The sequence below is a fragment of the Micromonospora palythoicola genome, assembly GCF_036689795.1.
GTDB lineage: Bacteria > Actinomycetota > Actinomycetes > Mycobacteriales > Micromonosporaceae > Micromonospora > Micromonospora palythoicola.
This window is the reverse complement of sequence record NZ_JBAGKI010000001.1, coordinates 221023-244984: the sequence shown is the minus strand read 5'-3', so window position 1 is coordinate 244984 and position 23962 is coordinate 221023. Positions and strand designations below refer to the sequence as shown.

The window sequence follows — 23962 nt, the reverse complement described above, 5'->3', positions numbered from 1 at the left end:
CCGGCCGCCCCGCCGCCGAGCGACCCGCCGGCCAGCCCGTCCGCCTCGCCAAGCCCGTCGGCGTCGCCCAGCGCCTCGGAATCGGCCGGTGGTCTGCCGGAGGGCTGGACGCTGCGGACCGACCCGGTGGGCTTCAAGGTGCCGATACCCGACGGCTGGCGACGCAGCACCAGCGGCACTTCGGTCATCTACCGGGAGCCGGACGGGGTACGGGAACTGCTCATCGACCGCACCGACACGCCGAAGCGGGACGCCGAAGCCGACTGGCGATCGCAGGAGCCGAACCGGAAGAACCTGGTCCGCGAGTACGAGTACATCGACATCTCCTCGTTCAAGTGCAAGTGGCGGACCTGCGCCGACTGGGACTGGCGGGAAACCCGCGACGGCACCCGCATCCGGGTCCGCAACCGGGCCTTCGTCCCCGCCAGCAACCGGGGCTTCGCGCTGCGCTGGGAGGTCGCGGACCGTGACTGGGACGAGCAGTTGGCGAACTTCGAGATGATTTTCCGCGAGTTCGTGCCGGACCGGCAGGACTGATCGGCAGGCATGGCCCTTCGCCGTTCGGGGTATCTGATCTCCGACGACGGAAGGGAGGCCCGAGATGGGTTACCGAGCAAGGGACGCCCGGCCCCGGCTGGCACTGTGGACGGCCGTGGTGCTGGGCAACGTCGTACTGCTGGTCGCCACCGTCGGAGTCGCGGTGCTGGCGACCCTGTTGAGTCTGGTGACGCTCGCCGGAGCCGCGTTCGCCGGCTGGCATCTCACCCGCCGGGGCAGTGTGTCCCGGAGCGCGGGAATGGGTGTGCCGGTCGCGATGACCGCGCGGCGGCGGGCCTGAGATTTCCCGGTGACACCCGGCGCGACGGCAGGCTGACGTCCGCTCCGAGCGAAGGACGTCGGCCCGCCGTCGCGGCGTACGTCAGGTGTTGTTGGCCAGCGCGATCAGCCGGCTGCGGTCGCCGTTCCAGTAGTTGCGGTCGACGCCGCCGCTGATGCCGGGGACGCTGCCGGAGTCGGTGTACTGCCAGAAGCTCCAGAACGGGGCGCCGGCCGGCAGCGCCCCGACCGAGGACGACCAGCGGGCCACCCACAGCGGGTGGTTGTTCCACGGCCCGCTCCAGGAACCGGTGCACTGGTTCCAGAAGCTGGTGGTGGTGTAGATGACCGCGTACCGGCCGGTGCGGGACCGGTAGGTGTTGAGGAAGTCCTGCACCCAGTTGCGCATGCCGGTGGTGCTCAGGCCGTAGCAGTAGCCGCCGCTGTACGGGTTCGCCTCCAGGTCGAGCGCGGCCGGCAGGGTGCGGCTGTCGGCCGACCAGGCACCGCCGTTGGAGGCCAGGAAGTTCGCCTGGACCGCGCCGGAGGAGATGTTGGGCCGGGCGAAGTGGTACGCGCCGCGGATCACTCCCGCGTAGTACGCGTTCACGTAGTTGGTGTTGAAGTTCGGGTCGCGGTAGCTCGTACCCTCGGTGGCCTTGATGAAGGCGAACTGGATGCCGGAGTTGCGGACGCTCGTCCAGTTGATGGTGCCCTGGTAACGCGAGACGTCGATGCCCGGCACGGTGGCGGCGGCGGCCGGGGTCGCGGTGGCGACGAGCCCGGCGGCAGCGGTGGCGAGTACGGCGAGTGCGGCGGCGGTCAGCCGACGCAGTGATCTGGTCCGACCCATGGCGTCCTCCTGAGACGACTGTCGATAGACAGACATCTTTGAAGGAGATCGTTGGTCAGGGCAAGAGGGATCAAGACAACTTTCGATGCACCGGTTGTGGTGGCGCTCCACCTGGCGATCAACGCAGCGTGGCCGGGTCAAGCTGCCAGCGGAACGGGTCGGTGAGGGTGAGCGTCTCGCCGGCCTTGGCCACCCGGTCCTCGACGTAGTGCCCGCCGTCCAGCCGGTAGAGCCGCAGCGCGTGGGTCTCGCCGTCCTGCTCGACCAGCAGGTACCAGGGGATCCGGGCGATCGCGTGGAGCTGCATCTTGAGCACTCGGTCAGCGGCGGCGTTACCCGGCGACACGATCTCTCCGACGAGCGCCACCTCGGCGGCTTCGACCACGCTGCCCTCGTCGTCGGTATCGGCCACCACGACGTCCGGAATGGCGATTCGGTTCGGCCCGAGCCGAAGATTGACCGCCTCGAAGACGTTGAGGCCGAGCGGAGCAGCCGCCGCGTCGAGGCTGTTGGCCAGCCATCGAGACACCAGTTGATGCCGCTTGCTCGGGGCAGGGCTCACGATCAGGCTTCCGTCGAGCAGCTCGAACCGGGCATTGGTCTCACCCGTGCCGAAGTATTCGTCCTCCGTCCAGAGGCCGACGTGGGGTTCCAGGGGGGCCGCGCTCACCGGCGTTCACCTCCCGATCCGATCGCCACCCGGGCAGTCTCACACGATACGACCGGTTGACCCGGGACCGACACCGGAACGCTCACCTGGCTCGGCGCTGGCGGCGGAACGTGCGCGGTAGGCTGCCGCGTCATGGTGTCGATCGAGGGCATGGCCGACTTCTGGGAACGCCTCTTCGGCGCGCAGCCCGATCCGCCGCCGCTGCTGGTGGTGCTCACCGGGCTGGTCGCGCTGCTCGTCGTCGCCACCCGACTGCCGTGGCGGGTCGCCCGTAACGCGATCACCATCGCCCACGAGGGCGGTCATGCGCTGGTCGCCGTACTCACCGGACGCAAGCTGCAGGGCATCCGGCTGCACTCGGACACCTCGGGCCTGACGCTGTCCGCCGGCCGCCCGACCGGCCCGGGAATGGTGCTCACCCTGCTCGCCGGCTACCTGGCCCCGCCTCTGGTGGGCCTGGGTGGGGCGTGGCTGCTCGCCGGTAACCGGATCACCCTGCTGCTGTGGATCGCGGTGCTCCTGCTGTTCGCCATGCTGGTGATGATCCGCAACCTCTACGGCGCGCTGACTCTGGTGATCGTCGGGGGTGCGGTGCTCGCGGTCTCCTGGTACGCCAGCCCGCAGGTCCAGGCCGCCTTCGCGTGGACCGGGGTGTGGTTCCTGCTGCTCGGCGGCGTACGCCCGGTGGTGGAGTTGCAGCGGATGCGTGCGCGGCGCGGCATGCCGGCCTCCGACGCCGACCAGCTGGCCGGGATCACCCCGCTGCCGGCGTTCTTCTGGGTGGTCCTCTTCGGCCTGGTCAACCTCGCCGTGCTGGCGGCCGGCGGCCTGCTGCTGGCCGGCCCACTGCTCGCCGAGGCCGGCCTCACCTGATTTCGGTGCCCGGCCGGCAACCCGCACCGCCCCCCGGTGCGTGTGCTCTGTCAGGTACGGGGAGGTGCGGGTGGCCGACGTCGAGGGGTTCGACGAGTTCTACCGGGGCAGCCGGCAGCGGCTGCTCGGGTACGTCTACGTGCTGACCGGCGACCTCACCGAGGCGCAGGATGCCGTGCAGGAGGCGTTCATCCGGGCCTGGCAGCGCTGGTCCACGGTGGGCGGCTACGACGATCCGGAGGCGTGGGTACGCGTGGTGGCGGCCCGGATCGCGGTCAGCCGCTGGCGCAGCCTGCGCAGCCGGGCCCGGGCCTACCTTCGGCACGGCGCGGTCGACAGCGTGCCAGGACCCACCACCGACACCGTCGAGGTGGTCGCCGCCCTGCGTCAGCTCCCCGAGGAACAACGCGTCGCGATCGCGCTGTACTACCTCGCCGGACTGCCGGTCGCGGAGGTGGCGCGGCAGACCGCGGCTCCCGTCGGCACGGTCAAGGCCCGACTTTCCCGTGGGCGCGCCGCGCTCGCCGGGCTGCTCGCCGTCTCTGATCTTGAGGAGGCTCACGGTGCCTGACGAGATGAGGTTTCTTGAGCGGATGCATCAGGACCTGCGGGAGGTCCGCTGGGCCGAGCCGGCGGAACTGCGTGAGCGGGGTACCCGCCGTCGCAGGCGAGCGGTGGTGGGATCGGCCGTCGCCGTGCTGATGGTGGCCGCCGCCTCCGTCGTCGTCACGAGGGATCTCGCCGAACCACCACCGGCGGTGCCGCTGGCCGCGCCGACCACGTCGGTCCCGTCCGCGGAGATCCCCCGGGACGCCATGGTGCAACCGGGCGACCTTCCCGTCGAGACCGGCCCTCCGCTCGGCCAGTCCGGCCTGGGTGAACCGGTGCAGATCGATCACGTGTTGCTCGCCTGTCACCAGGAGCAGGGTCGCAGCGCCTACTGGGAAACGTCGCGTTACTCACGCTCACAGACGCTGCTGCGGGCACCTGCCGAACGTCTCCCCGCCGAGGAGGTGTTCAGTCAGGCCGTCTACCGGCTCGCTCCGCAGGTGGTCGACCGCATCTTCACTCGGATCGATGCGTTGCTCGCCCCGTGTGCGAACTGGCGGTCCAGCGGGAGCATGCTCTGGGATGAGCAGGTCGTCGCGGCCGAGGCCGATCACCGGTGGGAGGTGACGGCCCGCGACTTCGTCGGCGATCAGTCGATGGTGATCCAGCACAGCGTCACGGAGATACGAAATCTGGAGACCGGCGAGAGCCGGAAGCCGGGCCAGCTCGACAGGACCGCCGTGGTGCGGGTCGGCGACCTGGTCACGGTGATGGGCCTGGGCCGGGACGGTACGGAACGAGAGCTGCGCCGGCTGGCCACCGTGGCAGCCGACCGGCTCTGCGTCGCTGCCAACCCACCGTGCTGACGGACCCCTCCCGGCGAGCCGACGCTCGGGAGGGGCACGCTCGGGACAGCTACAGCGGGATGTTGCCGTGCTTCTTGGGCGGCAGCGTCTCCCGCTTGGTACGCAGCACCCGCAGCGCCCGGACGATCTGGGTACGGGTCTCGTGCGGCGGGATCACCGCGTCGACGTACCCGCGCTCGGCGGCCACGTACGGGTTGGCCAGGGTGTCCTCGTACTCGGCGATCCGCTCGGCGCGGACCGCGGCCGGGTCCTCGGCGGCGGCCAGTTCCTGCCGGTAGAGGATGTTCACCGCGCCCTGCGCGCCCATCACCGCGATCTGGGCGGTGGGCCAGGCGAAGTTGAGATCGGCCCCCAGGTGCTTGGAGCCCATCACGTCGTACGCGCCGCCGTACGCCTTACGGGTGATGACGGTGACCTTCGGCACGGTGGCCTCGGCGTACGCGTAGATGAGCTTCGCGCCCCGGCGGATGATGCCGTCCCACTCCTGTCCGGTGCCGGGCAGGAACCCGGGCACGTCGACGAAGGTGAGCACCGGGATGTTGAAGGCGTCGCAGGTACGGACGAAGCGGGCCGCCTTCTCGCTGGCCGCGATGTCCAGCGTGCCGGCGAAGTGCATCGGCTGGTTGGCCACCACACCGACGGGCCGGCCCTCGACCCGACCGAAGCCGACCACCATGTTCTGTGCGTAGAGCGGCTGGACCTCGAGGAACTCCCCGTCGTCGAGGACGTGCTCGATGACCCGGTGCATGTCGTACGGCTGGTTGGCCGAGTCGGGGATCAGCGTGTCCAGTTCCCGGTCCGCGTCGCTGATCTCCAGGTCGGCCGGTGCGTCGAAGACCGGCGGCTCGTCCAGGTTGTTCGAGGGCAGGTGGGACAGCAGCGCCTTGACGTAGTCGATCGCGTCGGCCTCGTCGGTGGCGAGGTAGTGCGCGTTGCCGCTGCGGCTGTTGTGGGTGCGGGCGCCGCCCAGCTCCTCCATGCCGACGTCCTCGCCGGTGACGGTCTTGATGACATCCGGACCGGTGATGAACATGTGCGAGGTCTGGTCGACCATCACGGTGAAGTCGGTGACCGCGGGGGAGTAGACCGCGCCACCGGCGCACGGGCCCATGATGAGCGAGATCTGTGGGATGACACCGCTGGCGCGGACGTTGCGGAAGAAGATCTCGCCGTAGAGGCCGAGCGAGGCCACGCCCTCCTGGATCCGGGCGCCACCGGAGTCGTTGATGCCGACGACCGGGCAGCCGATCTTCATGGCCAGGTCCATCACCTTGACCATCTTCTCGCCGAAAACCTCGCCGAGGGAGCCACCGAAGACCGTGAAGTCCTGGGCGAACACGCAGACCTGCCGACCGTCGACGGTGCCGTAGCCGGTGATCACACCGTCGCCGTACGGGCGGGTCCGGTCCAGCCCGAAGTTGGTGGACCGGTGCCGGGCGAACTCGTCCAGCTCGACGAACGACCCCTCGTCGAGCAGCATCTCGATGCGCTCCCGGGCGGTCTTCTTGCCGCGTGCGTGCTGCTTCTCCACGGCGCGGGCCGACCCGGCGTGCACCGCCTCGTCGACCCGTCGTGCCAGGTCCGCCAGCTTGCCCGCGGTGCTGTGGATGTTGGTCCCGGTCTCGGTAGTCACCCTGGGAATATAACGATGGTTCAGGTCGCCGCCGCTGTGCACTTCGCCTCACCGGCCAACCCGTAGGCTGATGGCGTGCCGGGTTCTCCGTACACCGATCTGGATCGTCCGCCGCTGTCGGCGGCCCGGCTGCGTCGGGCGCTGATCGCGCCGTACGGTCCGTGGTCCCGGCTGGAACTGCGGACGGAGACCGGGTCCACCAACGCCGACGTCGCCGAGGCGGCCCGGGCGGGGGAGCCGGAGGGCCTGGTCGTGGTGGCCGAGCGGCAGACCGCCGGCCGGGGCAGGCGCGGGCGGGTCTGGCAGTCGCCGCCGCGCGCCGGCATCGCCACCAGCGTGCTGCTGCGGCCCGGCGAGGCCGTGCCGGCCCGCGGCTGGTCGCCGGCACCACCTTCGGGGTACGGGTGGCTGCCGCTGCTGGCCGGTGTGGCGCTGGTCGAGTCGGTGACGCTGCTGGCCGAGTTGGACGCCACCCTGAAGTGGCCGAACGACCTGCTCATCGGGGGTGCCAAGTGCGCCGGGATTCTCGCCGAGGGGGTGCCCGGGCCGGGGCTGAGTGACCCGCCGGCGGTCGTTGTCGGTATCGGGCTGAACGTGACGCTGCGCGCCGACGAGCTGCCGGAGCATCCGACCGGTCTGCCGGCCACCTCGCTGCAACTGGCCGGCGCGTCGGCCACCGACCGGGATCCGCTGCTGCGGGCCCTGCTCCGCTCGGTCGCCGACTGGTACGCCCGGTGGCGCGCGGCCGGCGGCGACGCGGCGGCCAGCGGTCTGCGCGAGGCGTACCTGGCGGCGTGCGGCACGATCGGCCGCGAGGTCCGGGCACTGCTCCCCGACGGCACCACCCTGACCGGCACCGCCACCGGAGTCGACCCCGACGGCCAACTCCTCCTCACCACCCCCACCGGCACGCGCCCCCTGGCCGCCGCCGACCTCCACCACCTCCGCTGAGCCCCTCCCCACCCGTGCCGCCCGCGATCTTGCAGTTTCTGTCGGGACAAAGAGGCGAAAAAGGGACATTGCGGCGACGACAAGTGCAAGATCGCGGGAACCAGAGTGGGCGCGGCGTAACGAGCCGCGTGGCGGATGTGGGGCGGTGGGGGTGGGGGTTACGGTCTGGGCGTCGGTTTCGGCGAGGAGGGTTTCGTGGCGTTTCCCGAGGACGTGCTGAGTGAGGATGAGCAGGTCGTGCTGCACCTGCATCCGCACTGGAAGGCGCTGATCCGGCCGGTGGCGGTGCTGGTGCTCGCCGTCGCGGCGGTGGTGGTCGGCGTGCTGTTCCTGCCCTCGGGCGGGGGCGGTGCCGTGGCGCTCGCGGTGATCGGCGGGCTGGCCCTGCTGGCCGTGCTGGTGCTGGCGGTGTGGCCGTACGTCTCCTGGCGCAGCACCCACTACCTCTTCACCAGCGAACGGGTCGTGCTTCAGCACGGCGTCTTCTCCCGTGATCGCCGGGACATTCCGCTCAGCCGGGTCAACGACCACTCGATGAGTCAGCAGTTCGCCGGCCGGTTGCTGGGTTACGGGACCCTGACCATCGAGTCGGCCGGTGAGCGCGGACAGTCCGTGCTGCACGATGTGCCGAGGGTCGACCGGGTCCAGACGAAGCTGTACGAACTCGTGGAGGCGTTCGACGACCGGCACTCGCTCGGTGACGGCGAACTGCGGGAGATTCTCGGCGAGCGCGACACGGCCGCCGGGGCGTAGCCCAGTCGACCCGGATCCGGCGCGACCGCCAGGCCGCAGCGACCGGTCAGCGACGGCGAGGGCGACGGGGGGCCGGGGCGGGCTGCAACTGGGCGGCCAACTCGGCCTCCAGTTCGGCGTCCAACTCCGCCGTCAGCCGGGCCTCGTCGGGCAGCGACGCGGACCTCGGCTGGAGTGGCCGGGGGGTCACGCCGGGCCGGGCGGCGGGCGGCTGCTCCTCCTCCAGCTCCGTCACGGACTCGGCGAGCTCGGCCACCGGGTCCATTCCGGCCATGGTGTCCCACTCGTCGCGGGGCAGGCCGTGCCACCGCTGCGTCGCCTCGGCCGGCGCGGCGGGCTGGAAGACGAACGTCCGGTACGACCAGAAGCGGAACAGCGTCGCGAGCACCACGCCGCCGGTCTTCGCGATGTTCAGCGCCAGCAGCCCGGTCACGCCCAGTCCGTACTTGGCGGCGGCGAGCACGCCGAGTTCGATCAGCAGCCCAGCTCCGTTGAAAAGGAAGAACAGGGCGTATTCCCGCTGCATCGCAGATTTCGGACGATCACGGTACGTCCAGTGCCGATTCATCAGATACGACGTGATGGTGGCCACGATGGTGGCGACGACGGTCGCCTTCAGTTGACCGTCGACGAAGACAGTGAGTGCGAGTGCATTGAACACGGCGTAATTGATGACCGTGTTGATGCCACCGACCAGGCCGAATTTGAGTGCCTCGTGGATGAACTTCTGCCAGCGCTCAGGCAGCAGACGGACGAGAGGCATGCGCAACACCTTAGGGCAGTGGGTCGGGGTCGGCTGGCTCCGACCGAACGAGTGGGCGGCAGGTCACGCCCGGCGGTCCTGGTTCGCTTCCGCGACGGGTGGCGTTCCCGCTTCGACGAAGACGAACCGTCGGTACGACCAGAATCGGAACAGCGTGCCGAACCCGGTGCCCACGACGAAGCTGGCGACGTTGTCGGCCAGCCGGGTCTGGAAGACGGACGGCCAGATGCTGCCGAGCCCGTAGTGGCTGATCGCGAGGCAGGCCACCGCGATGCCCAGGCCCACCGCGTTGAAGAAGAAGAACAGCGCGTACTCCCGGGCCGGGTGGGAGCGCTTACGGTGCCGCCAGGTCCAGAACCGGTTGCCCAGGAAGGCGAAGGTCGCGGCGATGACCGTCGCGATCGTCTTGGCGGTGATCTGCTCCACGCCCTGCGGGCCGATCATGTAGTTGAACAGTGCGAAGTCGATGAGGAAGGCGATCCCGCCGACGGTCGCGAACTTGCTCATCTCCCGGACGAGGTGACCGAAACGGTCGATCAGGGAGTGAACCAGACCCGGGCGGGTCTGCCGGGAGCCTGGCTCCCCGGTCATCGTGGCGGCCACCGTGCGAGCGTACCGGTTGGCGACCCCGGGAGCGGGTAGCAACCGGCACCGGGGTGCACCGGTGCCGCGGCACGGACGGACACGAACGGAGCGTAACCGGATCCGTGCGATCGGGTGTTGTTCGCCGCTTCGGCGCTCCCGGTCGGAAAGCGCCGGTGTGGGTGCCGCCAGCAGGAGGTCCACCGAAGGATTTGCGTGAAACTGCGCGTGAAAGCGGGTAAAGGCTCGTGATGCCGCAGCGTGACCGCACCTTGTGCAGTTCTTCACAACCAGTCCCACTGACTGGAGAGGTCCCTCGGTTTACGCTGAGGCCAATCCCAGGTTTCCACGAAGGCGACGCGCATCGCGGCGCCGAGACTCGTGCACTCCATAGACCGGTCAGCGTCGACCACAAGGAGATGTGTCATGGTTGCTCCGGCCACCGTTCGGGGTATCGATCAGGCCCCTACGTCCCACCCGAAACTCCTCGCCTGGGTCCGTGAGGTCGCTGAACTGACCACCCCTGACCAGGTCGTCTGGGTGGACGGGTCCGACCAGGAATGGCGTCGCCTCACCGATGAGCTGGTCGAAGCCGGCACGCTCATCCGGCTGAACCCCGACAAGAAGCCCAACTCCTTCTACGCGCGCACCGACCCGACGGACGTCGCCCGGGTCGAGGAGCGCACCTTCATCTGTTCCGTGGACGAAGCGGACGCCGGACCCACCAACAACTGGATGGCGCCGGCCGAGATGAAGCGGACCATGACCGAGCTCTACCGCGGCTCGATGCGCGGCCGGACGATGTACGTCATCCCGTTCTGCATGGGTCCGGTCGAGGCCGAGAACCCGATGTTCGGCGTCGAGATCACCGACAGCCCGTACGTGGTTGCCTCGATGCGGATCATGACCCGGATGGGCGCCGCCGTCCTGCAGGCCATGGGCGACGACGCCGACTTCGTGCACGCCCTGCACTCGATCGGCGCACCGCTGGCCCCCGGTCAGCAGGACGTGGCCTGGCCGTGCAACGACACCAAGTACATCTCCCACTTCCCGGAGACCCGCGAGATCTGGTCCTTCGGCTCCGGGTACGGCGGCAACTCGCTGCTCGGCAAGAAGTGCTACTCGCTGCGTATCGCGAGTGTGATGGGCCGGGACGAGGGCTGGCTCGCCGAGCACATGCTGATCCTGAAGATCACCTCGCCGGAGGGTCGGGTCTACCACATCGCCGGTGCGTTCCCGTCGGCCTGCGGCAAGACCAACCTGGCCATGCTGGAGCCGACCATCCCCGGTTGGAAGGTCGAGACGATCGGTGACGACATCGCCTGGATGCGCTTCGGCCCGGACGGCCGGCTCTACGCGATCAACCCGGAGTACGGCCTGTTCGGCGTCGCACCGGGCACCGACTGGAAGACCAACGCCAACGCCATGCGGACGTTGGACCGGGGCAACTCCATCTTCACGAACGTCGCCCTCACCGATGACGGTGACATCTGGTGGGAAGGCATGGGTGAACCGCCGGCCCACCTGATCGACTGGAAGGGCAACGACTGGACGCCGGAGAGCGAGAACCTCTCCTCGCACGCGAACAGCCGGTTCTGCACCCCGATCACCCAGTGTCCGATCCTGGCCGAGGACTACTACGACCCCAACGGCGTACCGATCGACGCGATCCTGTTCGGTGGCCGCCGTCGCGACACCGTGCCGCTGGTCACCGAGGCCCGGGACTGGGTGCACGGCGTCTACATGGGCGCCACGCTCTCCTCGGAGACCACCGCCGCCGCCTCCGGTGCGGTCGGTGTGGTCCGTCGCGACCCGATGGCGATGCTGCCGTTCATCGGCTACCACGGTGGCGACTACTTCCGGCACTGGATCGAGATGGGCAAGGGCACCGACGGCGACGAGTCGAAGCTGCCCAAGGTCTACTACGTCAACTGGTTCCGTAAGGACCCGGAGGGCGGGTTCCTCTGGCCGGGCTTCGGCGAGAACTCGCGGGTCCTCAAGTGGATCGTCGAGCGGATCGAGGGCCGGGCGGACGCCGTGGAGACCCCGATCGGGATGGTGCCGACCCTGGACTCCCTGGACGTCGAGGGTCTGGACATGACGCCGGAGGACGTCCGGATCGCGCTGAAGGTGGACCCGGACGAGTGGCGCGACGAGCTGCCGCTGGTCACCGAGTGGTTCGAGAAGTTCGGCGACAAGCTGCCCGGTGTCCTCTGGGCCGAGCTGGACGCACTGCGGGCTCGACTCGACGCGGAGCAACCGCAGCGAGGGGTGTGATCGACGCCGGATCCGGGCATCATCGGATCCCATGAGGACGGCCGCCGAGACCCAGGTCCGGCGGCCGTCCGCCGTCCGGGCCCTGACCGCACTGCTGGCCGTGACGGCCGCGGCCACCGTCGTGGTCGAGGTGCTCAACTGGTGGTACGCGCCGGAGCAGGGCTTCGGGCTCGCCGTACGCACCGGCTGGGCGATGCTGCGCTCGTTCGGCTTCCTGCTGCTCATCGGGCACGTGCGGCGCGGCCGGACGGTGGCCCGCCCGTTCGGCCTGATCCTCGCCGTCACCACGGTCTTCGCGGTCGGCCGGCTGATCGTGCCCCGCCAGGGCGTGCCACCGCTGCCCGGCCTGCTCGGCTTCGCTCTGCTCACCACGCTCTGCGCCACAGTGGTCTGGCTGCTGTACCGGTCGCCGGCGCTCGCCGAGCACCTGGTGCGGCACCGGCCCCGACTGGTGATCGACCGCACCGGCATCTCCTGGCGGGAAACGCCACCGCGCCGGCCGGAGGCGAGCGCCTGGCTGCTGACCGCCCGGGTGGCGGCGTTCACCTACAGCCCGCTGATGCTGGTGCCGGCCCTGGTCGCCACCGCCGCGATCCTGGACGGCCAACTGCTCGCCGTGCCCGCCGTGCTGCTCTGGCTGGGAGCCGGTGTCGCGACCAGCTATCTGGTGCTGTTCTGCACGGCGTTCCTGCTGCGTGGTCGACGCTGGGCGGGCACCCTCTTGGTCGTCGTCACGGTCGCCGTGCTCGCCGTCGACCTTCCGCTGTGCTGGTGGCTGCTCGGCGTCGACGGCCTGATCCGCGACGGCGCGCCGCTGGTCGTCGCCGCCGCCCTCACCGTCTACGGCATCCACCGCGCCACCCACCCCGCCCTGACCCCCACCCCGCCCTGACCTGACCCCCCGGACGCCTTGAGACAGCAACTTCCCCGACCTTGCAGTCTCGGAGGCCCGTGAGGGGACAACATCGCTGATGTTGCTGCTCCCTGTTCCCCTGGCGGCGAGTTTGTCCGGATCTTGACGTGGGGCTGGTCGACAATTCGGTGCCGGACCCCCTTGCTCTGCTTCAACGGGCGCGCTGGATCCGGGACGATCGCAGTGCGCGGGTTGAAGCAGAGCAAAGGCGGCAGAGCGGAGAGTGCCGCGGAGTCGAGGCGGATCAGCGGGGCAGGGGGACAGCGGGACAGGGACGCAGCGGGGCAGCGGGGCGGAGAAGCGGCGGGATGCTGAGCGGCGGGGAGGGACTGTGCGCGACGAGTTCGACGTGGTGGTGGTCGGGGCGGGGCCGGCGGGGGCGGCTGCCGCGCTGGCGGCCCGCCGGGCGGGCGCCGAGGTCCTGCTGTTGGACCGGGCCGAGTTTCCCCGGGACAAGGCCTGCGGAGACGGGATCGCCGCGCACGCGCTCGACGTACTCGCCGAACTGGGTGTGCCCGACGCGGTGGCCGGCTTCGCGCCGGTGCCGGCCCTGCGGCTGGTGGCGCCGGACGGCGGTGCCGTGGCGCGGGCGTTGCCCCGGCCCGCGTACACCGTGCCGCGGCAGGTGTTCGACGCCCGGCTGGTGGCGGCGGCGGTCCGGGGCGGCGTGCCGCTGAGCCGGCGGGCGGTGCGCCGGGTCGAGGTGCGCGCCGACCGGGTCGTGTTGGACGGGGAGATCTCCGCCGGGGTCGTGGTGGGTGCCGACGGCGCCGGGTCCGTCGTGCGCCGGGCGCTCGGCGAGCCGACGAATCCGGACCGTCACCTGGCGCTGGCCATCCGGGGGTACGCGCCCGCGCCGCCCGGTCCGCCCGCGCAGCTCATCGTCACCTCGGCCGCCCGCTGGCCGGCGTACGCCTGGTCGTTCCCGATCGGTGACGGCCGGGCGAACGTCGGGTACGGGGAGGTGCTGCGGGGCGAGTCGCTGACCCGCGCGCACCTGCTCGACCGGCTCGCCGCGCTGCTGCCGGGCACCGACCCGGCGGCGGTCGGCTCGCTGCGCGCCCATCATCTGCCGCTGTCCACGTTCCGCCCGGCGCCGGGGCGGGGCCGGGTGCTTCTCGCCGGCGACGCGTTCTCGCTGATCAACCCGCTGACCGGCGAGGGGATCTTCTACGCGTTACGCTCCGGCGCGCTGGCCGGACACGCCGCCGTCGGGGCTCCCGAGCAGGCCGCGCGGCGGTACGCGGCCGTCCTGCGGCACCGGCTCGGCACCCATCTGCGGCACAGCTCGGCGGCGGCCTGGCTGGCCCGGCGACGCCGGGTGGTGGACGCGGCGGTGCGGGCGGCCGGTCGGGACGCGCGGGTCTTCGGCAGGGTGACCGAGCTGGGGCTGGGCGACGGGCTGCTGGACGGCCGGACGCTCGGTCTGATCGCCCTCGGCCTGTCGGTGCGGCATCGGCCACCGGCACACTGATCCGTACGGCGGCTCGCTACCCTGCTTAGTGATGAGTCTGCGGAAACTTCTCTACTCCGTCTACGAGCGGCGGCTCACGGCCAAGCTCGCGGGTCGGCCGGTGCCCCGCCACGTGGGTGTGATGTGTGACGGCAACCGCAGATGGGCCCGGGAGATGGGCTTCGTCGATCCGAACGACGGGCACCGGATGGGTGCCGAGCGGATAAAGGAGCTGCTGCGTTGGTGTGACGCCGCAGGCGTGGGACACGTGACCCTGTGGCTGCTCTCCACCGACAACCTGTCCCGCCCGTCGGCCGAGCTGGATCCGCTGCTGCAGATCATCGAGGACCTCACCACCGAGCTGGCCGAGGAGGGCAACCCCTGGCGGCTGCGGATGGTCGGTGCGCTCGACGTGCTGCCGACGCGCCTCGCGACGGCGCTCAAGGCTGCCGAGGAGCGGACCCGGGAACGCGTCGGCAGCGCTCAGGTCAACATCGCCGTCGGGTACGGCGGGCGGCGGGAGATCGCCGACGCGGTGCGCTCGTTGCTGCTGGAACACGCGGCGAACGGCGGCACGCTGGAGGATCTGGCCGGCTCGCTCGACGTCGACGACATCTCCGAGCACCTGTACACCCGGGGTCTGCCGGATCCGGATCTGATCATCCGGACCAGCGGTGAGCAGCGCCTCTCCGGCTTCATGCTCTGGCAGTCGGCGCACTCGGAGTTCTACTTCTGCGAGCTGAACTGGCCCGACTTCCGTCGCGTCGACTTTCTCCGCGCGCTGCGTTCGTACGCCACCCGCCAGCGCCGCTACGGAGTCTGAGACGCCGCAGCGGCACCGTCCGGCTCAGGCGAGCCGGTGGGTCGCCTCGGTGAGAAAGTCACCCAGGGCGGCCGGGGAGTCGATGGTGAGGTCTGCGGCTTCGGCCACCTCGTCGCCGGTCTCCGGGTTGGCGACGGCGACGCAGACGCCGAGGAAGTCGGGGTCGGCGGCGGCGCGGGCGCGCAGCGCGGCGAAGGCCTTGATGTCGGAGACGTCGTCGCCGAAATACCAGGCCGCGCGTACGCCCTGCACCAGCTCGGCGATCACCATGCCCTTGTCCCGGTCGACCGGTGGCTTGATCTCCAGGACCATCCGTCCGATCTGCACCCGCAGGCCGAGGCGCTCCGCCTGATCCCGGCCCCACTGCTCGACGGTGGCGGCGAGTTGCGGCGCGGTTCGCCAGTGCAGGGCCACGGACAGCCGCTTGTACTCCACAAGGGTGCCCGGCGGCAGTTCGGCGCGGCCGAGTTCGGCGAGTTCAGCCATCGTGGGCACCCACGGCAGTGCGGCCGGTTCGGTGACCGTGTCGCCGCCGGAGTGGCTGTGTTCCAGGCCGTAGAGGCCGTACAGGTCGACCCCGGTGAGCCCGCCGAAGTGTTCGCGCAGGAACTCCACCGGTCGGGCCGAGACGATCGCGATGCGCCGCACGACCGGCGCGAGGGTCTCGATGGCGGCCAGCACCTTCGGTGCGGGCTGCACCTGCGTCGGATCGTCGTCGACCGGCGCGAGGGTGCCGTCGAAGTCGAAGAAGAGGACGGTCTCGGCCGCCCGGTCGGCGGTTGCCCGCCAGGCCTGGTCGGCGTTCAGCGGGGTCTTCGGCTGCTGGTTGCCCAGATTCAACGGCGGCACGCGCGAAAGCGTACCCCGGGTTCGACCGGTCATTCCTGACGTGAATCCGGTGTGGGCGGCAGGTGTGATTCAGCGTTCGGCGGCTCCACGTCCCCGGCGTCCGAACGGCACCACCGCCGCCTCCTGGCCGTGGCTGAGCAGGTAGCCCTCCACGAAACCGGAGTTCCGGTCGCCGGTGTGCGCCTCGATCTCCCGCAGCCGCTCGACCAGGAACTCGGTGAGCGCGGTGAGCCGGTCGTTGAGCCGGTCGTGCAGCTCGGCGACCACGGCCAGGACGATCGCGGTGCCGGCGGTGGCGAGCGCGAAGAGGTTGACGAGCAGCGGAAGCTGCCCGCCGTTCAGGGTCAGGGTCACCGCGTTGCCGGTGATGCACAGCGTCACCGAGACCGTCGCGACCACGACAGCCAACCATTTCAGGGTCATGGAGAGACCCCTTTCTGTCCCGCAGGGCTGGGTTCGGCCTTGTCCCGTCCCCCCGCCGACGACGAGCCCAAGCAGTACGAATACGGACGCTAGCGCGCCCGATCCCGCCCCGTAGCGAAACGAATGAGGCTGACCTGCCGTTCTTTCGCCATCTGAGAACTAGCTGGCTGCGTCTCCTCGGTTTCGGACATCGAGCGGCAACGTCGGGCGATATGCGAGGTAACGAATGGTTTCTCGGATGTGGAACTTCTCCGCATCCGAGACACCGGGATCGACCAGTCGGCGCAGCAGTGCCTCGACGTCGGGATCCATCGGTGGTGGTGACGGTGCGGTTCGGCGGGAGGTCGTCCGGTCCCAGCCCAACGCCGCGAAGGCCACGACGGGGTCGAGCCCGAGACCCTCGCAGAACGCCACCACCCGCTCGGCCTCCGGGTCGCTGGCCCAGTCGCCGCGTACCCACCGGTTGATGGTCTGGCGCGAGACGCCGGTGCGCCGGGAGACCTCGGTGCCGCTCCACGCCCGGGTCGCGCGGGCCTCGTCGAGCGCGCGCCGGACGAAGGTGGCGAAGGCGATCTTCCTGGCGTTGGCCGTCTCGGTCACCTCGTGACCGTACGACCGTTGAGCCTGGGTGACGGCGCCTGCCACGCGTCTGTCACGCTTGCGTGACGTCGTTGAGGTGGGGCCGGATGGGGGTCCGGCACTCTTTCTGAGGGGTGTCACCTGGGCAGGATAGATGTACGTAGGTGCGGAGGCAAACGAACGAAAAGCTGATACTGTCACGTTCATGGGACAACCTACGGTGTGTCACGTGCATGAGACGATCAGTGCTCACCTGCGTCACGCGCCCGGTGCGAGGGGGACGCGGTGACCGAACTCGCAACCCGTGCCCAGGCGTTCGGTCTGGTGGCCGAAGGGGTCGCCGCGGGGCTCAGTGCGCCGTGGCGCCTCTACCTCGCCCGGGGCTGCCGCTACCTGTCGCTCAGTGTCGGTGACCGGGCCGAGTGGAACGCCTGGCGGACCCATCTCGGCTGCCCCGAACTGAGTGTCCGGGTGTACGACGCCGGCGGTGAGATCCGCCGCTCCTCGATGGCCGAGGTGGTCATGGACGGCTGTCGGATCAGTGTGGAACTGGTGGAGGAAATCGGCACCGACGACCTCGACCGACTCCTGGTCGCCGACCCCACCACTGTCGAACCGGAGGAACGATGAGGGCCGCGCGGCGCACCGGGGCCGCCGGATGAGCCCGTTCCTGGCGATCTTCCTGGTGCTCGTGCTCGCCGCGACGAGCTACGCCGCCGGGCGGCTGCACGGGCAGCTCAGTTACCGGATCGGTTACCGCTTCGGCTACCGGCAGGGCTACTTCGACGGGGACCGCGGGGCATGGAACCGGCGTCGTCGGGAGGCTCAGGCGGCCATCGCCTCCGCCCTCTCCGTCGCCACACCCTCGTCGCCCCCGGCGCGGGTCTCGGCCACGGTGAATCCGCTTCAGCCACGCGGAACGGGTGCGCCGACACCGGCGCTGCGTGCCGAGGGGTCGCCGGGGGAGATCGAGAAGGGCCCGACAGTCCGCCCGGGCACCACGTACACCGGGTCGTCCTTCGGGGAGCCGGCCGCCTCGGTCACCGGGCGGCACCCGACCGGCACCCTCGTCCGACGGACCGGCTGAACCGGTCGACGGGCTCCGGCCCGTCCACAGGCGCGGCGCGTACGCCCTTCCGGGTGGCGCCGCCGGGGCCACGTCAGACCGGTGGCGGTGGTCCCACCGGCCGGGATGCGCGCAGGGGGCATGCATCCCGGCCGGTTCATCGCGTGGGCTCCGCGCGGGTCGCGGAACTCAGCCGCGCCCGCCCGCGGCCGTTCATGAGCGACCACTAGCCGGGACGGGTGCGGGGAGCTAGCGTCTAGGCATGGCGCGGGGTTGTCCCGAGCCAGCCGGCCCGCCCGGCCTGCGACCTCGCACACGGGGCCCGCATCCGACCCCGTGTCAGCCGGGCATCCGGAGGAGGCGGACCGCGGGTGGCCGGGTGCCCATCCGCCGGAGCAGGCCTGTGACGACTCGCCGTACGACCGCCGGTGCCGACCAGGGCCCGGCCGCGACTACCACGACCCGCCGCAGCACCCGGAGCCGCCGCACGGCGGCCGCCGGTTCGGCCGACCCCAGGGAGCCTCGACCAGCGGGCCAGTCCTTCGTGCTGGACACCTCGGTCCTGCTCAGCGATCCAGCGGCGTTCCACCGCTTCGCCGAGCACGAGGTGGTGCTCCCGCTGGTGGTGATCTCCGAGCTGGAGGGCAAGCGGCATCACGCGGAGCTGGGCTGGTTCGCCAGACAGTCGCTACGCATGCTGGACGAGCTGCGGGTACGCCACGGTCGGCTCGACCGGCCGGTGCCCGCCAACGACGTCGGCGGCACGCTGCGGGTGGAGCTGAACCACACCGACGACGGGGTGCTGCCGCCGGGCTTCCGCAACGAGTCCAACGACGCACGGATCCTCTCCGTGGCGCTGAACCTCGCCGCCGAAGGGCGGGAGGTGACGCTGGTCAGCAAGGACATGCCGTTGCGGGTCAAGGCCGCCTCCGTCGGGCTGCGCGCGGACGAGTACCGGCACGGCCAGGCCAGCGACCCGACCTGGACGGGGATGGCCGAGCTGGAGCTGGCCGAGGAGGACATCACCAGGCTCTACGCCGGAGAGGTCATCGACGTGGACGCGGCGGCCGGTCTGCCCTGCCACACCGGTCTGGTGCTGCACTCGTCCCGGGGCTCGGCGCTCGGCCGGGTGCTGCCGGACAAGACCGTGCGGCTGGTCCGTGGCGACCGGGAGGCGTTCGGTGTGCACGGGCGCTCGGCCGAGCAGCGGGTCGCGCTCGATCTGCTGCTCGACGAGTCGATCGGCATCGTCTCGCTCGGCGGACGGGCCGGCACCGGCAAGTCCGCCCTGGCGCTGTGCGCGGGGCTGGAGGCGGTGATGGAACGTCGCCGGCACAAGAAGGTGATCGTCTTCCGCCCGCTGTACGCCGTCGGTGGGCAGGAGTTGGGCTACCTGCCCGGCTCGGAGTCGGAGAAGATGTCGCCCTGGGCGCAGGCGGTCTTCGACACCCTCGGCGCGGTGGTGCACGAGAACGTGTTGGAGGAGGTCACCTCACGCGGTCTGCTCGAGGTGCTGCCGCTGACCCACATCCGGGGCCGCAGCCTGCACGACGCCTTCGTCATCGTCGACGAGGCGCAGTCACTCGAACGCGGCGTGCTGCTGACCGTGCTCTCCCGGATCGGCCAGGGCTCGCGGGTGGTACTGACCCACGACGTCGCCCAGCGGGACAATCTCCGGGTCGGACGGCACGACGGCGTCACGGCGGTGATCGAGGCATTGAAGGGTCATCAGCTGTTCGCGCACGTGACGCTCAGCCGTTCGGAGCGGTCTCCGATCGCCGCGATGGTGACGGACCTGCTGGAGGACATCCCGACCTGACCACCTTTTTAGGGGTATTGCACCGAAATTTGGCGTGACCCACGTCACAATTGAGGTCCGCGGTTTCCCATCAGCCTCACTGTGCGCGATTGTGTCCCACGGGCGCCCACGCACCCGACGCATCGTTGGTGATCATTCGTCACTCCCATCCGGAGCGGACGACACCGACCACGCGACGCGGTGCGTCCACGGTGGCCGGTATCCGCCGGCCGCGGGCGCCCGTGGTGCGCTACGGCCTCAGTCTGGTCTCGGCGCACCGCGACCCTGACCCCGACGAAGGGATCACTTCGTGAGTCGGCCGTGGAGCCGGTTCGCCGCCCGCACCGCAGCCGTCGCGCTGCTCTCGGTGGGCGTGGCCGGTGGTTTCTACCTCAGTGAGGACCGCCAGTCCCAGCGCTCCGGCCCCGGCGCCCAGGTGGCTGGCAGCGTCAGCGACGTCGAGGTCGACGTCGAGTACCGGCAGCAGGAGACGGTCTCCCGCCAGGTCCGTACCGCCCGGCAGCAGGCCACCGAAGTGCGGAAGCAGGCCAAGGCCGCCGCCGAGAAGGCCCGCAAGGCCGAGGAGGCGGCACGCAAGAAGGCCGAGGAGAAGGCCGCCAGGGAGGCTGCGGCCCGGGCCGCGAAGCCGTACGACGGCCCGATCCCCGAGTCCTGCGAGGAGTACAGCGGTAACCGGAAGGTCGGCTGCGCGCTCATGATCGATGCGGGCTTCAAGATCGACCAGTTCCCCTGCCTGGACCGGCTCTGGAACAAGGAGAGCGGCTGGAACCACAAGGCCCGTAATCCCTCCTCCGGGGCGTACGGCATCCCGCAGGCGTACCCGGGGAACAAGATGTCCTCGGTCGGCTCCGACTGGGAGACCAACCCGGTCACCCAGATCAAGTGGGGGCTCGGCTACATCAAGGGCCGTTACAGCACGCCCTGCGCGGCGTGGAACCACTCCCAGGCCAAGGGTTACTACTGAGCTGAACCACGGCGGCGGGGCGCGGGTGACCGCACCCCGCCGCCGTGGCACTCGTGCCTCGTGCCGGGAAAAGTGGCGGCCGTCGCCGTTTGCTGATAGCTGTTGACGGGTGACCCTGCTTCCCGGAAGTGGCGATCCCCACCGGTTCGGCACCCTGGCCTTCTACGCGTCCATCGGCCGGGCGTTCGTCGCCATGTGCGCGGTGGTTCCGGTGCTCTTCCTGATCGAGGGCCTCGACGTCTGGCTGGGCGCCGGATTCGACTCCGCCGCCGGGATCATCCCGCAGCGGATCGACGGACTGGACGGCATCTTCTTCTCGCCGTTCCTGCATCACGGCTTCGACCACCTCTACAGCAACAGCATCCCGCTGATTCTTCTCGGCACCTTCGTGCTGGCCGCGGGTGCCCGACGCTTTCTCTGGTCCACCCTGGTGATCGTCCTGGTCAGCGGGCTCGGCGTGTGGTTCACCGGCTCGTCCAACACGATCGTGGTCGGTGCCAGCGGGGTGATCTTCGGATACCTCGGCATCCTGCTCACCCGGGGCATCTTCGAGCGGAGCTGGTGGAACTTCGCCGTGTTCCTGCTGGTCGGGCTCCTCTACGGCGGCCAACTGGTCGGCGTCCTGCCCACCGACGAACGGATCTCCTGGCAGGGGCACCTGTTCGGGCTGCTCGGCGGCATCGTGGCCGCGATCATCTTCCGCCGTCGTCGGTCCGACCTCGACGGGCCGTACCGCTCCGAGTCTCCGATGACCATGCCCTGAAGCGTCCGCCGAGCGCGGCGACCGCCACGGCCACCAGGGTCAGGACGGCACCGAGCAGCGTGGTCGGGTCGGGGTGCGAGGCGGCGGAGGGCATCAGCACGTCCAGCAGCACGGCGCCGACCACCTGGCCGGCCACGGTGGCCAGGCCGAGCAGCAACACGCCGGTGAGGCGGACCACCGCGGCTGCCACCGCGATGAACGCGACGCCGATCGGCCCGCCGAGGTAGAGCCAGAGATCGGTGGGGAGCCCGCCGGGAGGCAGGCCCCGCAGCGCGAGGCTGACGAGGAACGCGACAAGCAGCACCGCCGTACCGGCGGTGAAGTTGACCAGCGTGGCGGTCAGCGTGCTCTCGGTGACCACCCGGACCCACCCGTTCACCGCCTGCTGCCAGGCCACCGCCACCCCGGCCAGCAGCGGCAACAGGGCCAGACCGAGGGTGGACGGCTCGCGGAACCGGTCGCTGACCGCCAGCAGCACCGCGACCACGGTCAGCGCCGCACCGGCCAGCCGGGCACCGGTCACCGGCTGCCGGCCACTCGGGCCGATCCCCGCCCGGTCGACCAGCAGGCTGCTCGCGGACTGGCCAGCCACCACGGCCACGGTGAACACCGCGACTCCCAGGGTGCCGACGGTGGCACCCTGGGAGAACACCAGGAACGCGCCGCAGGCACCACCCAGGCACTGCCAGGGCCGAAGCGCTCCCCGGTCGAGGGCGGTACGCAGCGTCGTCAGCCCGCGTCGCCCGGCGCGGGTGGCTGGTACCAGCACCAACAGCAGCAGCAGGCCCGAACCGAACGAGACGACCGCGGCGGCGACCCCGTCGCCGAGGCGTACGCCCAACTCGCCGTTGATCCGCGACTGCGTCGCCACCGCGACCCCGGCCAGGGCCGCCAGCGCCACCGCGCCGAACCGGCGACCCGCCGACACCGTCGGCCGGGTCGCCGTGGGGGCGCTCAAGCCTGTTCGTCCAGCGGCCGGCCGTCGAAGTCCACCGCCGAGTAGAGCGCCAGCTTCTCCAAGCGGTGGTACGAGTCGATCACCCGGATCGTGCCGCTCTTCGAGCGCATCACGATCGACTGGGTGTACGCCCCGCCGGCCCGGTACCGCACGCCGCGCAGCAGGTCCCCGGAGGTGATGCCGGTGGCCACGAAGAAGCAGTTGTCGCCGGTGACGAGGTCGTCGGTGGTGAGCACCCGGTCCAGGTCGTGGCCGGCCGCGACCGCCTTCTCGCGCTCGGCGTCGTCGCGCGGCCAGAGCTTGGCCTGCATCATGCCGCCCATGCACTTCAGGGCGCAGGCGGCGGTGATCCCCTCCGGGGTGCCGCCGATGCCCATCAGCACGTCGACGTCCGACTCGCCCCGTGCGGCGGCGATCGCGCCGGCGATGTCGCCGTCGGAGATGAAGCGGATGCCGGCCCCGGCGCGGCGGATCTCGTCGACCAGGCCGTCGTGCCGCGAGCGGTCGAGCACACAGACCGTGACCTCGGAGACGCTCGTACCCTTGGTCTTCGCGATGCGGCGAAGATTTTCGACCGTGCCGGCCTCGATGTCCACCACGTCCGCGTAGGCCGGGCCGACGGCGAGCTTCTCCATGTAGAAGACCGCGCTGGGATCGAACATCGCCCCGCGTTCGGCCACGGCCAGCACCGCGAGGGCGTTCGGCATGCCCTTGCTCATCAGGGTGGTGCCGTCGATCGGGTCCACCGCGACGTCCACCTCGGGGCCGTCGCCGTCGCCGACCTCCTCGCCGTTGAACAGCATCGGGGCGTTGTCCTTCTCGCCCTCGCCGATCACCACGACGCCCTTCATCGGGATCGAGTTGATCAGCTTGCGCATCGCGTCGACGGCGGCGCCGTCGCCGCCCTCCTTGTCGCCCCGGCCGACCCAGCGGCCGGCGGCCATCGCCGCGGCCTCGGTGACCCTGACCAGATCGAGGGCCAGGTTGCGGTCGAGGTTCTGGGGAATTCGCGTCCTGATGGTGGTCATGAAAACGGCTCCTCCTCGCGGCGGTGCGGGGCGGGCCGGCGCTGCCGGCTTCGTCGCTGATCCTCACACGATGGCGGATGCGCAGCCGGGCCGGGGCGGTGATGGGACGGATACCGCCGGTCGGGCGGCTGCGAGAATGGCGGGGTGGAACCTGCACAGCCTGCTGACCGCACGCCCGACGACGAGCCCGTGCCACCACCCGCAGCCGCCGCGAAGTCCGAGCGGTCGCCGCGGGACATGGCCATCTCGCTGCTCGTGCTGTTGATCCCGATCGCCCTGCTACTCGCCTTCTACCGGGGCTTTCTCGGTGGGGACCAGCCGAACACGGTCGATCCGGCGCCCGCCTTCGAACAGGCGAGATCGGCCGGCGCGTTCCCGGTGAGCGAGCCGACCGAGCTGGGCGACGGCTGGCGCACGGTGCGTGCGGCCTACCGCACGGCCGAGGACGGCGCCACCCTGCGGGTGGGATATGTCACCCCGGAGGGGCGGGGCCTGCAGCTGGTGCAGAGCAACGTGCCGCCGGACCGGCTGCTGCCGGCCGAGCTGACCGACGAGGGCCGCCCGCAGGGGCAGGCCGATCTCGGGTCGGGCACCTGGCAGCGGTACACGGCCCGGGGCAACGAGCAGGCGTTGGTGCTGCTGCAACCGCAGCGCACGGTGATCGTCGTCGGCGACGCCCGGGACAACGAGCTGCGCACGCTCGCCACCGCCGTGGACTGAACGCGGCGGCCGGTACGG

26 protein-coding genes are annotated in these 23962 nt (G+C 70.7%); 16 read left to right on the top strand and 10 right to left on the bottom strand.

Annotated elements, in window-relative coordinates:
• The first annotated feature begins 601 nt into the window (after nucleotides 1-601).
• A complete protein-coding gene (locus V5O40_RS01070) occupies nucleotides 602-838 on the top strand; it encodes a hypothetical protein (protein ID WP_332903648.1) in 237 nt (78 codons plus the stop codon).
• Nucleotides 839-919: 81 nt separating this feature from the next.
• Here the strand turns inward: V5O40_RS01070 and V5O40_RS01065 are convergent, their stop codons facing one another.
• Entirely contained in the window at nucleotides 920-1669 is a 750-nt protein-coding gene (locus tag V5O40_RS01065; protein WP_204004703.1) for a GH25 family lysozyme, read from the bottom strand.
• A 118-nt stretch (nucleotides 1670-1787) separates the two neighbouring features.
• A complete protein-coding gene (locus V5O40_RS01060) occupies nucleotides 1788-2339 on the bottom strand; it encodes a Uma2 family endonuclease (RefSeq protein ID WP_332903647.1) in 552 nt (183 codons plus the stop codon).
• A 132-nt stretch (nucleotides 2340-2471) separates the two neighbouring features.
• Here V5O40_RS01060 and V5O40_RS01055 point away from each other — a divergent pair, with 132 nt between their 5' ends.
• The 3 genes from V5O40_RS01055 to V5O40_RS01045 all read left to right on the top strand — a co-directional run bounded on the left by V5O40_RS01055 (nucleotide 2472) and on the right by V5O40_RS01045 (nucleotide 4627).
• The gene (locus V5O40_RS01055) at nucleotides 2472-3212 is read left to right on the top strand and encodes a M50 family metallopeptidase (protein ID WP_332903646.1); all 741 of its coding nucleotides are present in this window, start codon (nucleotides 2472-2474) and stop codon (nucleotides 3210-3212) included.
• 70 nt (nucleotides 3213-3282) lie between these two features.
• Complete coding sequence (locus V5O40_RS01050) at nucleotides 3283-3783, top strand: RNA polymerase sigma factor (protein WP_332903645.1); 501 nt, start codon at nucleotides 3283-3285, stop codon at nucleotides 3781-3783.
• Nucleotides 3776-4627: a hypothetical protein gene (locus V5O40_RS01045; protein WP_332903644.1), complete on the top strand. Its 852-nt coding sequence runs from the start codon at nucleotides 3776-3778 to the stop codon at nucleotides 4625-4627. The genes V5O40_RS01050 and V5O40_RS01045 overlap by 8 nt, the downstream gene beginning before the upstream one ends.
• Before the next feature lie 49 nt (nucleotides 4628-4676).
• On the opposite strand, the gene V5O40_RS01040 is transcribed toward V5O40_RS01045, so the two are convergent.
• The gene (locus V5O40_RS01040; RefSeq protein WP_332903643.1) at nucleotides 4677-6260 is read right to left on the bottom strand and encodes an acyl-CoA carboxylase subunit beta; all 1584 of its coding nucleotides are present in this window, start codon (nucleotides 6258-6260) and stop codon (nucleotides 4677-4679) included.
• 75 nt (nucleotides 6261-6335) lie between these two features.
• On the opposite strand from V5O40_RS01040, the gene V5O40_RS01035 reads away from it, so the two are divergent.
• The gene (locus tag V5O40_RS01035) at nucleotides 6336-7211 is read left to right on the top strand and encodes a biotin--[acetyl-CoA-carboxylase] ligase (RefSeq protein ID WP_332903642.1); all 876 of its coding nucleotides are present in this window, start codon (nucleotides 6336-6338) and stop codon (nucleotides 7209-7211) included.
• Between the two features lie 195 nt (nucleotides 7212-7406).
• Nucleotides 7407-7964 carry a PH domain-containing protein gene (locus V5O40_RS01030; protein ID WP_332903641.1) on the top strand — a complete coding sequence of 186 codons (558 nt, stop codon included), beginning with the start codon at nucleotides 7407-7409 and terminating at the stop codon, nucleotides 7962-7964.
• Nucleotides 7965-8010: 46 nt separating this feature from the next.
• On the opposite strand, the gene V5O40_RS01025 is transcribed toward V5O40_RS01030, so the two are convergent.
• On the bottom strand, nucleotides 8011-8727 hold the full coding sequence (locus V5O40_RS01025) for a GtrA family protein (RefSeq protein WP_269739833.1): 717 nt from the start codon (nucleotides 8725-8727) through the stop codon (nucleotides 8011-8013).
• Between the two features lie 63 nt (nucleotides 8728-8790).
• Nucleotides 8791-9597, bottom strand: coding sequence for a GtrA family protein (locus tag V5O40_RS01020; protein WP_408631810.1), 807 nt, complete (start codon nucleotides 9595-9597; stop codon nucleotides 8791-8793).
• A gap of 138 nt (nucleotides 9598-9735) precedes the next feature.
• Here V5O40_RS01020 and V5O40_RS01015 point away from each other — a divergent pair, with 138 nt between their 5' ends.
• The 4 genes from V5O40_RS01015 (at nucleotide 9736) to V5O40_RS01000 (ending at nucleotide 14775) form a co-directional block, all read left to right on the top strand.
• A complete protein-coding gene (locus V5O40_RS01015; RefSeq protein WP_281580068.1) occupies nucleotides 9736-11586 on the top strand; it encodes a phosphoenolpyruvate carboxykinase (GTP) in 1851 nt (616 codons plus the stop codon).
• A 31-nt stretch (nucleotides 11587-11617) separates the two neighbouring features.
• Nucleotides 11618-12478, top strand: coding sequence for a hypothetical protein (locus tag V5O40_RS01010; RefSeq protein WP_332903640.1), 861 nt, complete (start codon nucleotides 11618-11620; stop codon nucleotides 12476-12478).
• Nucleotides 12479-12830: 352 nt separating this feature from the next.
• Entirely contained in the window at nucleotides 12831-13973 is a 1143-nt protein-coding gene (locus V5O40_RS01005; RefSeq protein ID WP_332903639.1) for an NAD(P)/FAD-dependent oxidoreductase, read from the top strand.
• A gap of 31 nt (nucleotides 13974-14004) precedes the next feature.
• Nucleotides 14005-14775 (top strand): isoprenyl transferase, encoded by a 771-nt coding sequence (locus V5O40_RS01000; RefSeq protein WP_332903638.1) that lies wholly within the window; start codon nucleotides 14005-14007, stop codon nucleotides 14773-14775.
• Nucleotides 14776-14799: 24 nt separating this feature from the next.
• Here the strand turns inward: V5O40_RS01000 and otsB are convergent, their stop codons facing one another.
• The 3 genes from otsB to V5O40_RS00985 all read right to left on the bottom strand — a co-directional run bounded on the left by otsB (nucleotide 14800) and on the right by V5O40_RS00985 (nucleotide 16647).
• Complete coding sequence (otsB, locus tag V5O40_RS00995) at nucleotides 14800-15624, bottom strand: trehalose-phosphatase (protein WP_332903637.1); 825 nt, start codon at nucleotides 15622-15624, stop codon at nucleotides 14800-14802.
• Nucleotides 15625-15693: 69 nt separating this feature from the next.
• Entirely contained in the window at nucleotides 15694-16047 is a 354-nt protein-coding gene (locus V5O40_RS00990; protein ID WP_164446118.1) for a hypothetical protein, read from the bottom strand.
• Between the two features lie 159 nt (nucleotides 16048-16206).
• Nucleotides 16207-16647 (bottom strand): helix-turn-helix domain-containing protein, encoded by a 441-nt coding sequence (locus V5O40_RS00985; protein WP_332903636.1) that lies wholly within the window; start codon nucleotides 16645-16647, stop codon nucleotides 16207-16209.
• Between the two features lie 264 nt (nucleotides 16648-16911).
• Here V5O40_RS00985 and V5O40_RS00980 point away from each other — a divergent pair, with 264 nt between their 5' ends.
• From V5O40_RS00980 to V5O40_RS00960, 5 genes are all read left to right on the top strand, one after another.
• Nucleotides 16912-17256 (top strand): hypothetical protein, encoded by a 345-nt coding sequence (locus V5O40_RS00980; RefSeq protein ID WP_269739826.1) that lies wholly within the window; start codon nucleotides 16912-16914, stop codon nucleotides 17254-17256.
• Nucleotides 17257-17284: 28 nt separating this feature from the next.
• Nucleotides 17285-17713, top strand: a complete 429-nt coding sequence (locus V5O40_RS00975) for a hypothetical protein (protein WP_332903635.1) — start codon at nucleotides 17285-17287, stop codon at nucleotides 17711-17713.
• A 382-nt stretch (nucleotides 17714-18095) separates the two neighbouring features.
• Nucleotides 18096-19511, top strand: coding sequence for a PhoH family protein (locus V5O40_RS00970; protein WP_332903634.1), 1416 nt, complete (start codon nucleotides 18096-18098; stop codon nucleotides 19509-19511).
• Between the two features lie 289 nt (nucleotides 19512-19800).
• Nucleotides 19801-20475: an aggregation-promoting factor C-terminal-like domain-containing protein gene (locus V5O40_RS00965; RefSeq protein ID WP_332903633.1), complete on the top strand. Its 675-nt coding sequence runs from the start codon at nucleotides 19801-19803 to the stop codon at nucleotides 20473-20475.
• A gap of 109 nt (nucleotides 20476-20584) precedes the next feature.
• Nucleotides 20585-21238 carry a rhomboid family intramembrane serine protease gene (locus tag V5O40_RS00960; protein ID WP_269739822.1) on the top strand — a complete coding sequence of 218 codons (654 nt, stop codon included), beginning with the start codon at nucleotides 20585-20587 and terminating at the stop codon, nucleotides 21236-21238.
• Here V5O40_RS00960 and V5O40_RS00955 read toward each other — a convergent pair.
• On the bottom strand, nucleotides 21168-22196 hold the full coding sequence (locus V5O40_RS00955) for a DMT family transporter (protein WP_408631809.1): 1029 nt from the start codon (nucleotides 22194-22196) through the stop codon (nucleotides 21168-21170). The genes V5O40_RS00960 and V5O40_RS00955 overlap by 71 nt on opposite strands.
• The gene (gene glpX / locus V5O40_RS00950) at nucleotides 22193-23224 is read right to left on the bottom strand and encodes a class II fructose-bisphosphatase (protein WP_164446111.1); all 1032 of its coding nucleotides are present in this window, start codon (nucleotides 23222-23224) and stop codon (nucleotides 22193-22195) included. Before glpX ends, V5O40_RS00955 begins: the two co-directional genes overlap by 4 nt.
• A 144-nt stretch (nucleotides 23225-23368) precedes the next feature.
• Between glpX and V5O40_RS00945 the strand changes: the two genes are divergently transcribed.
• The gene (locus V5O40_RS00945; RefSeq protein WP_408631808.1) at nucleotides 23369-23944 is read left to right on the top strand and encodes a DUF4245 domain-containing protein; all 576 of its coding nucleotides are present in this window, start codon (nucleotides 23369-23371) and stop codon (nucleotides 23942-23944) included.
• Nucleotides 23945-23962: the final 18 nt, after the last annotated feature.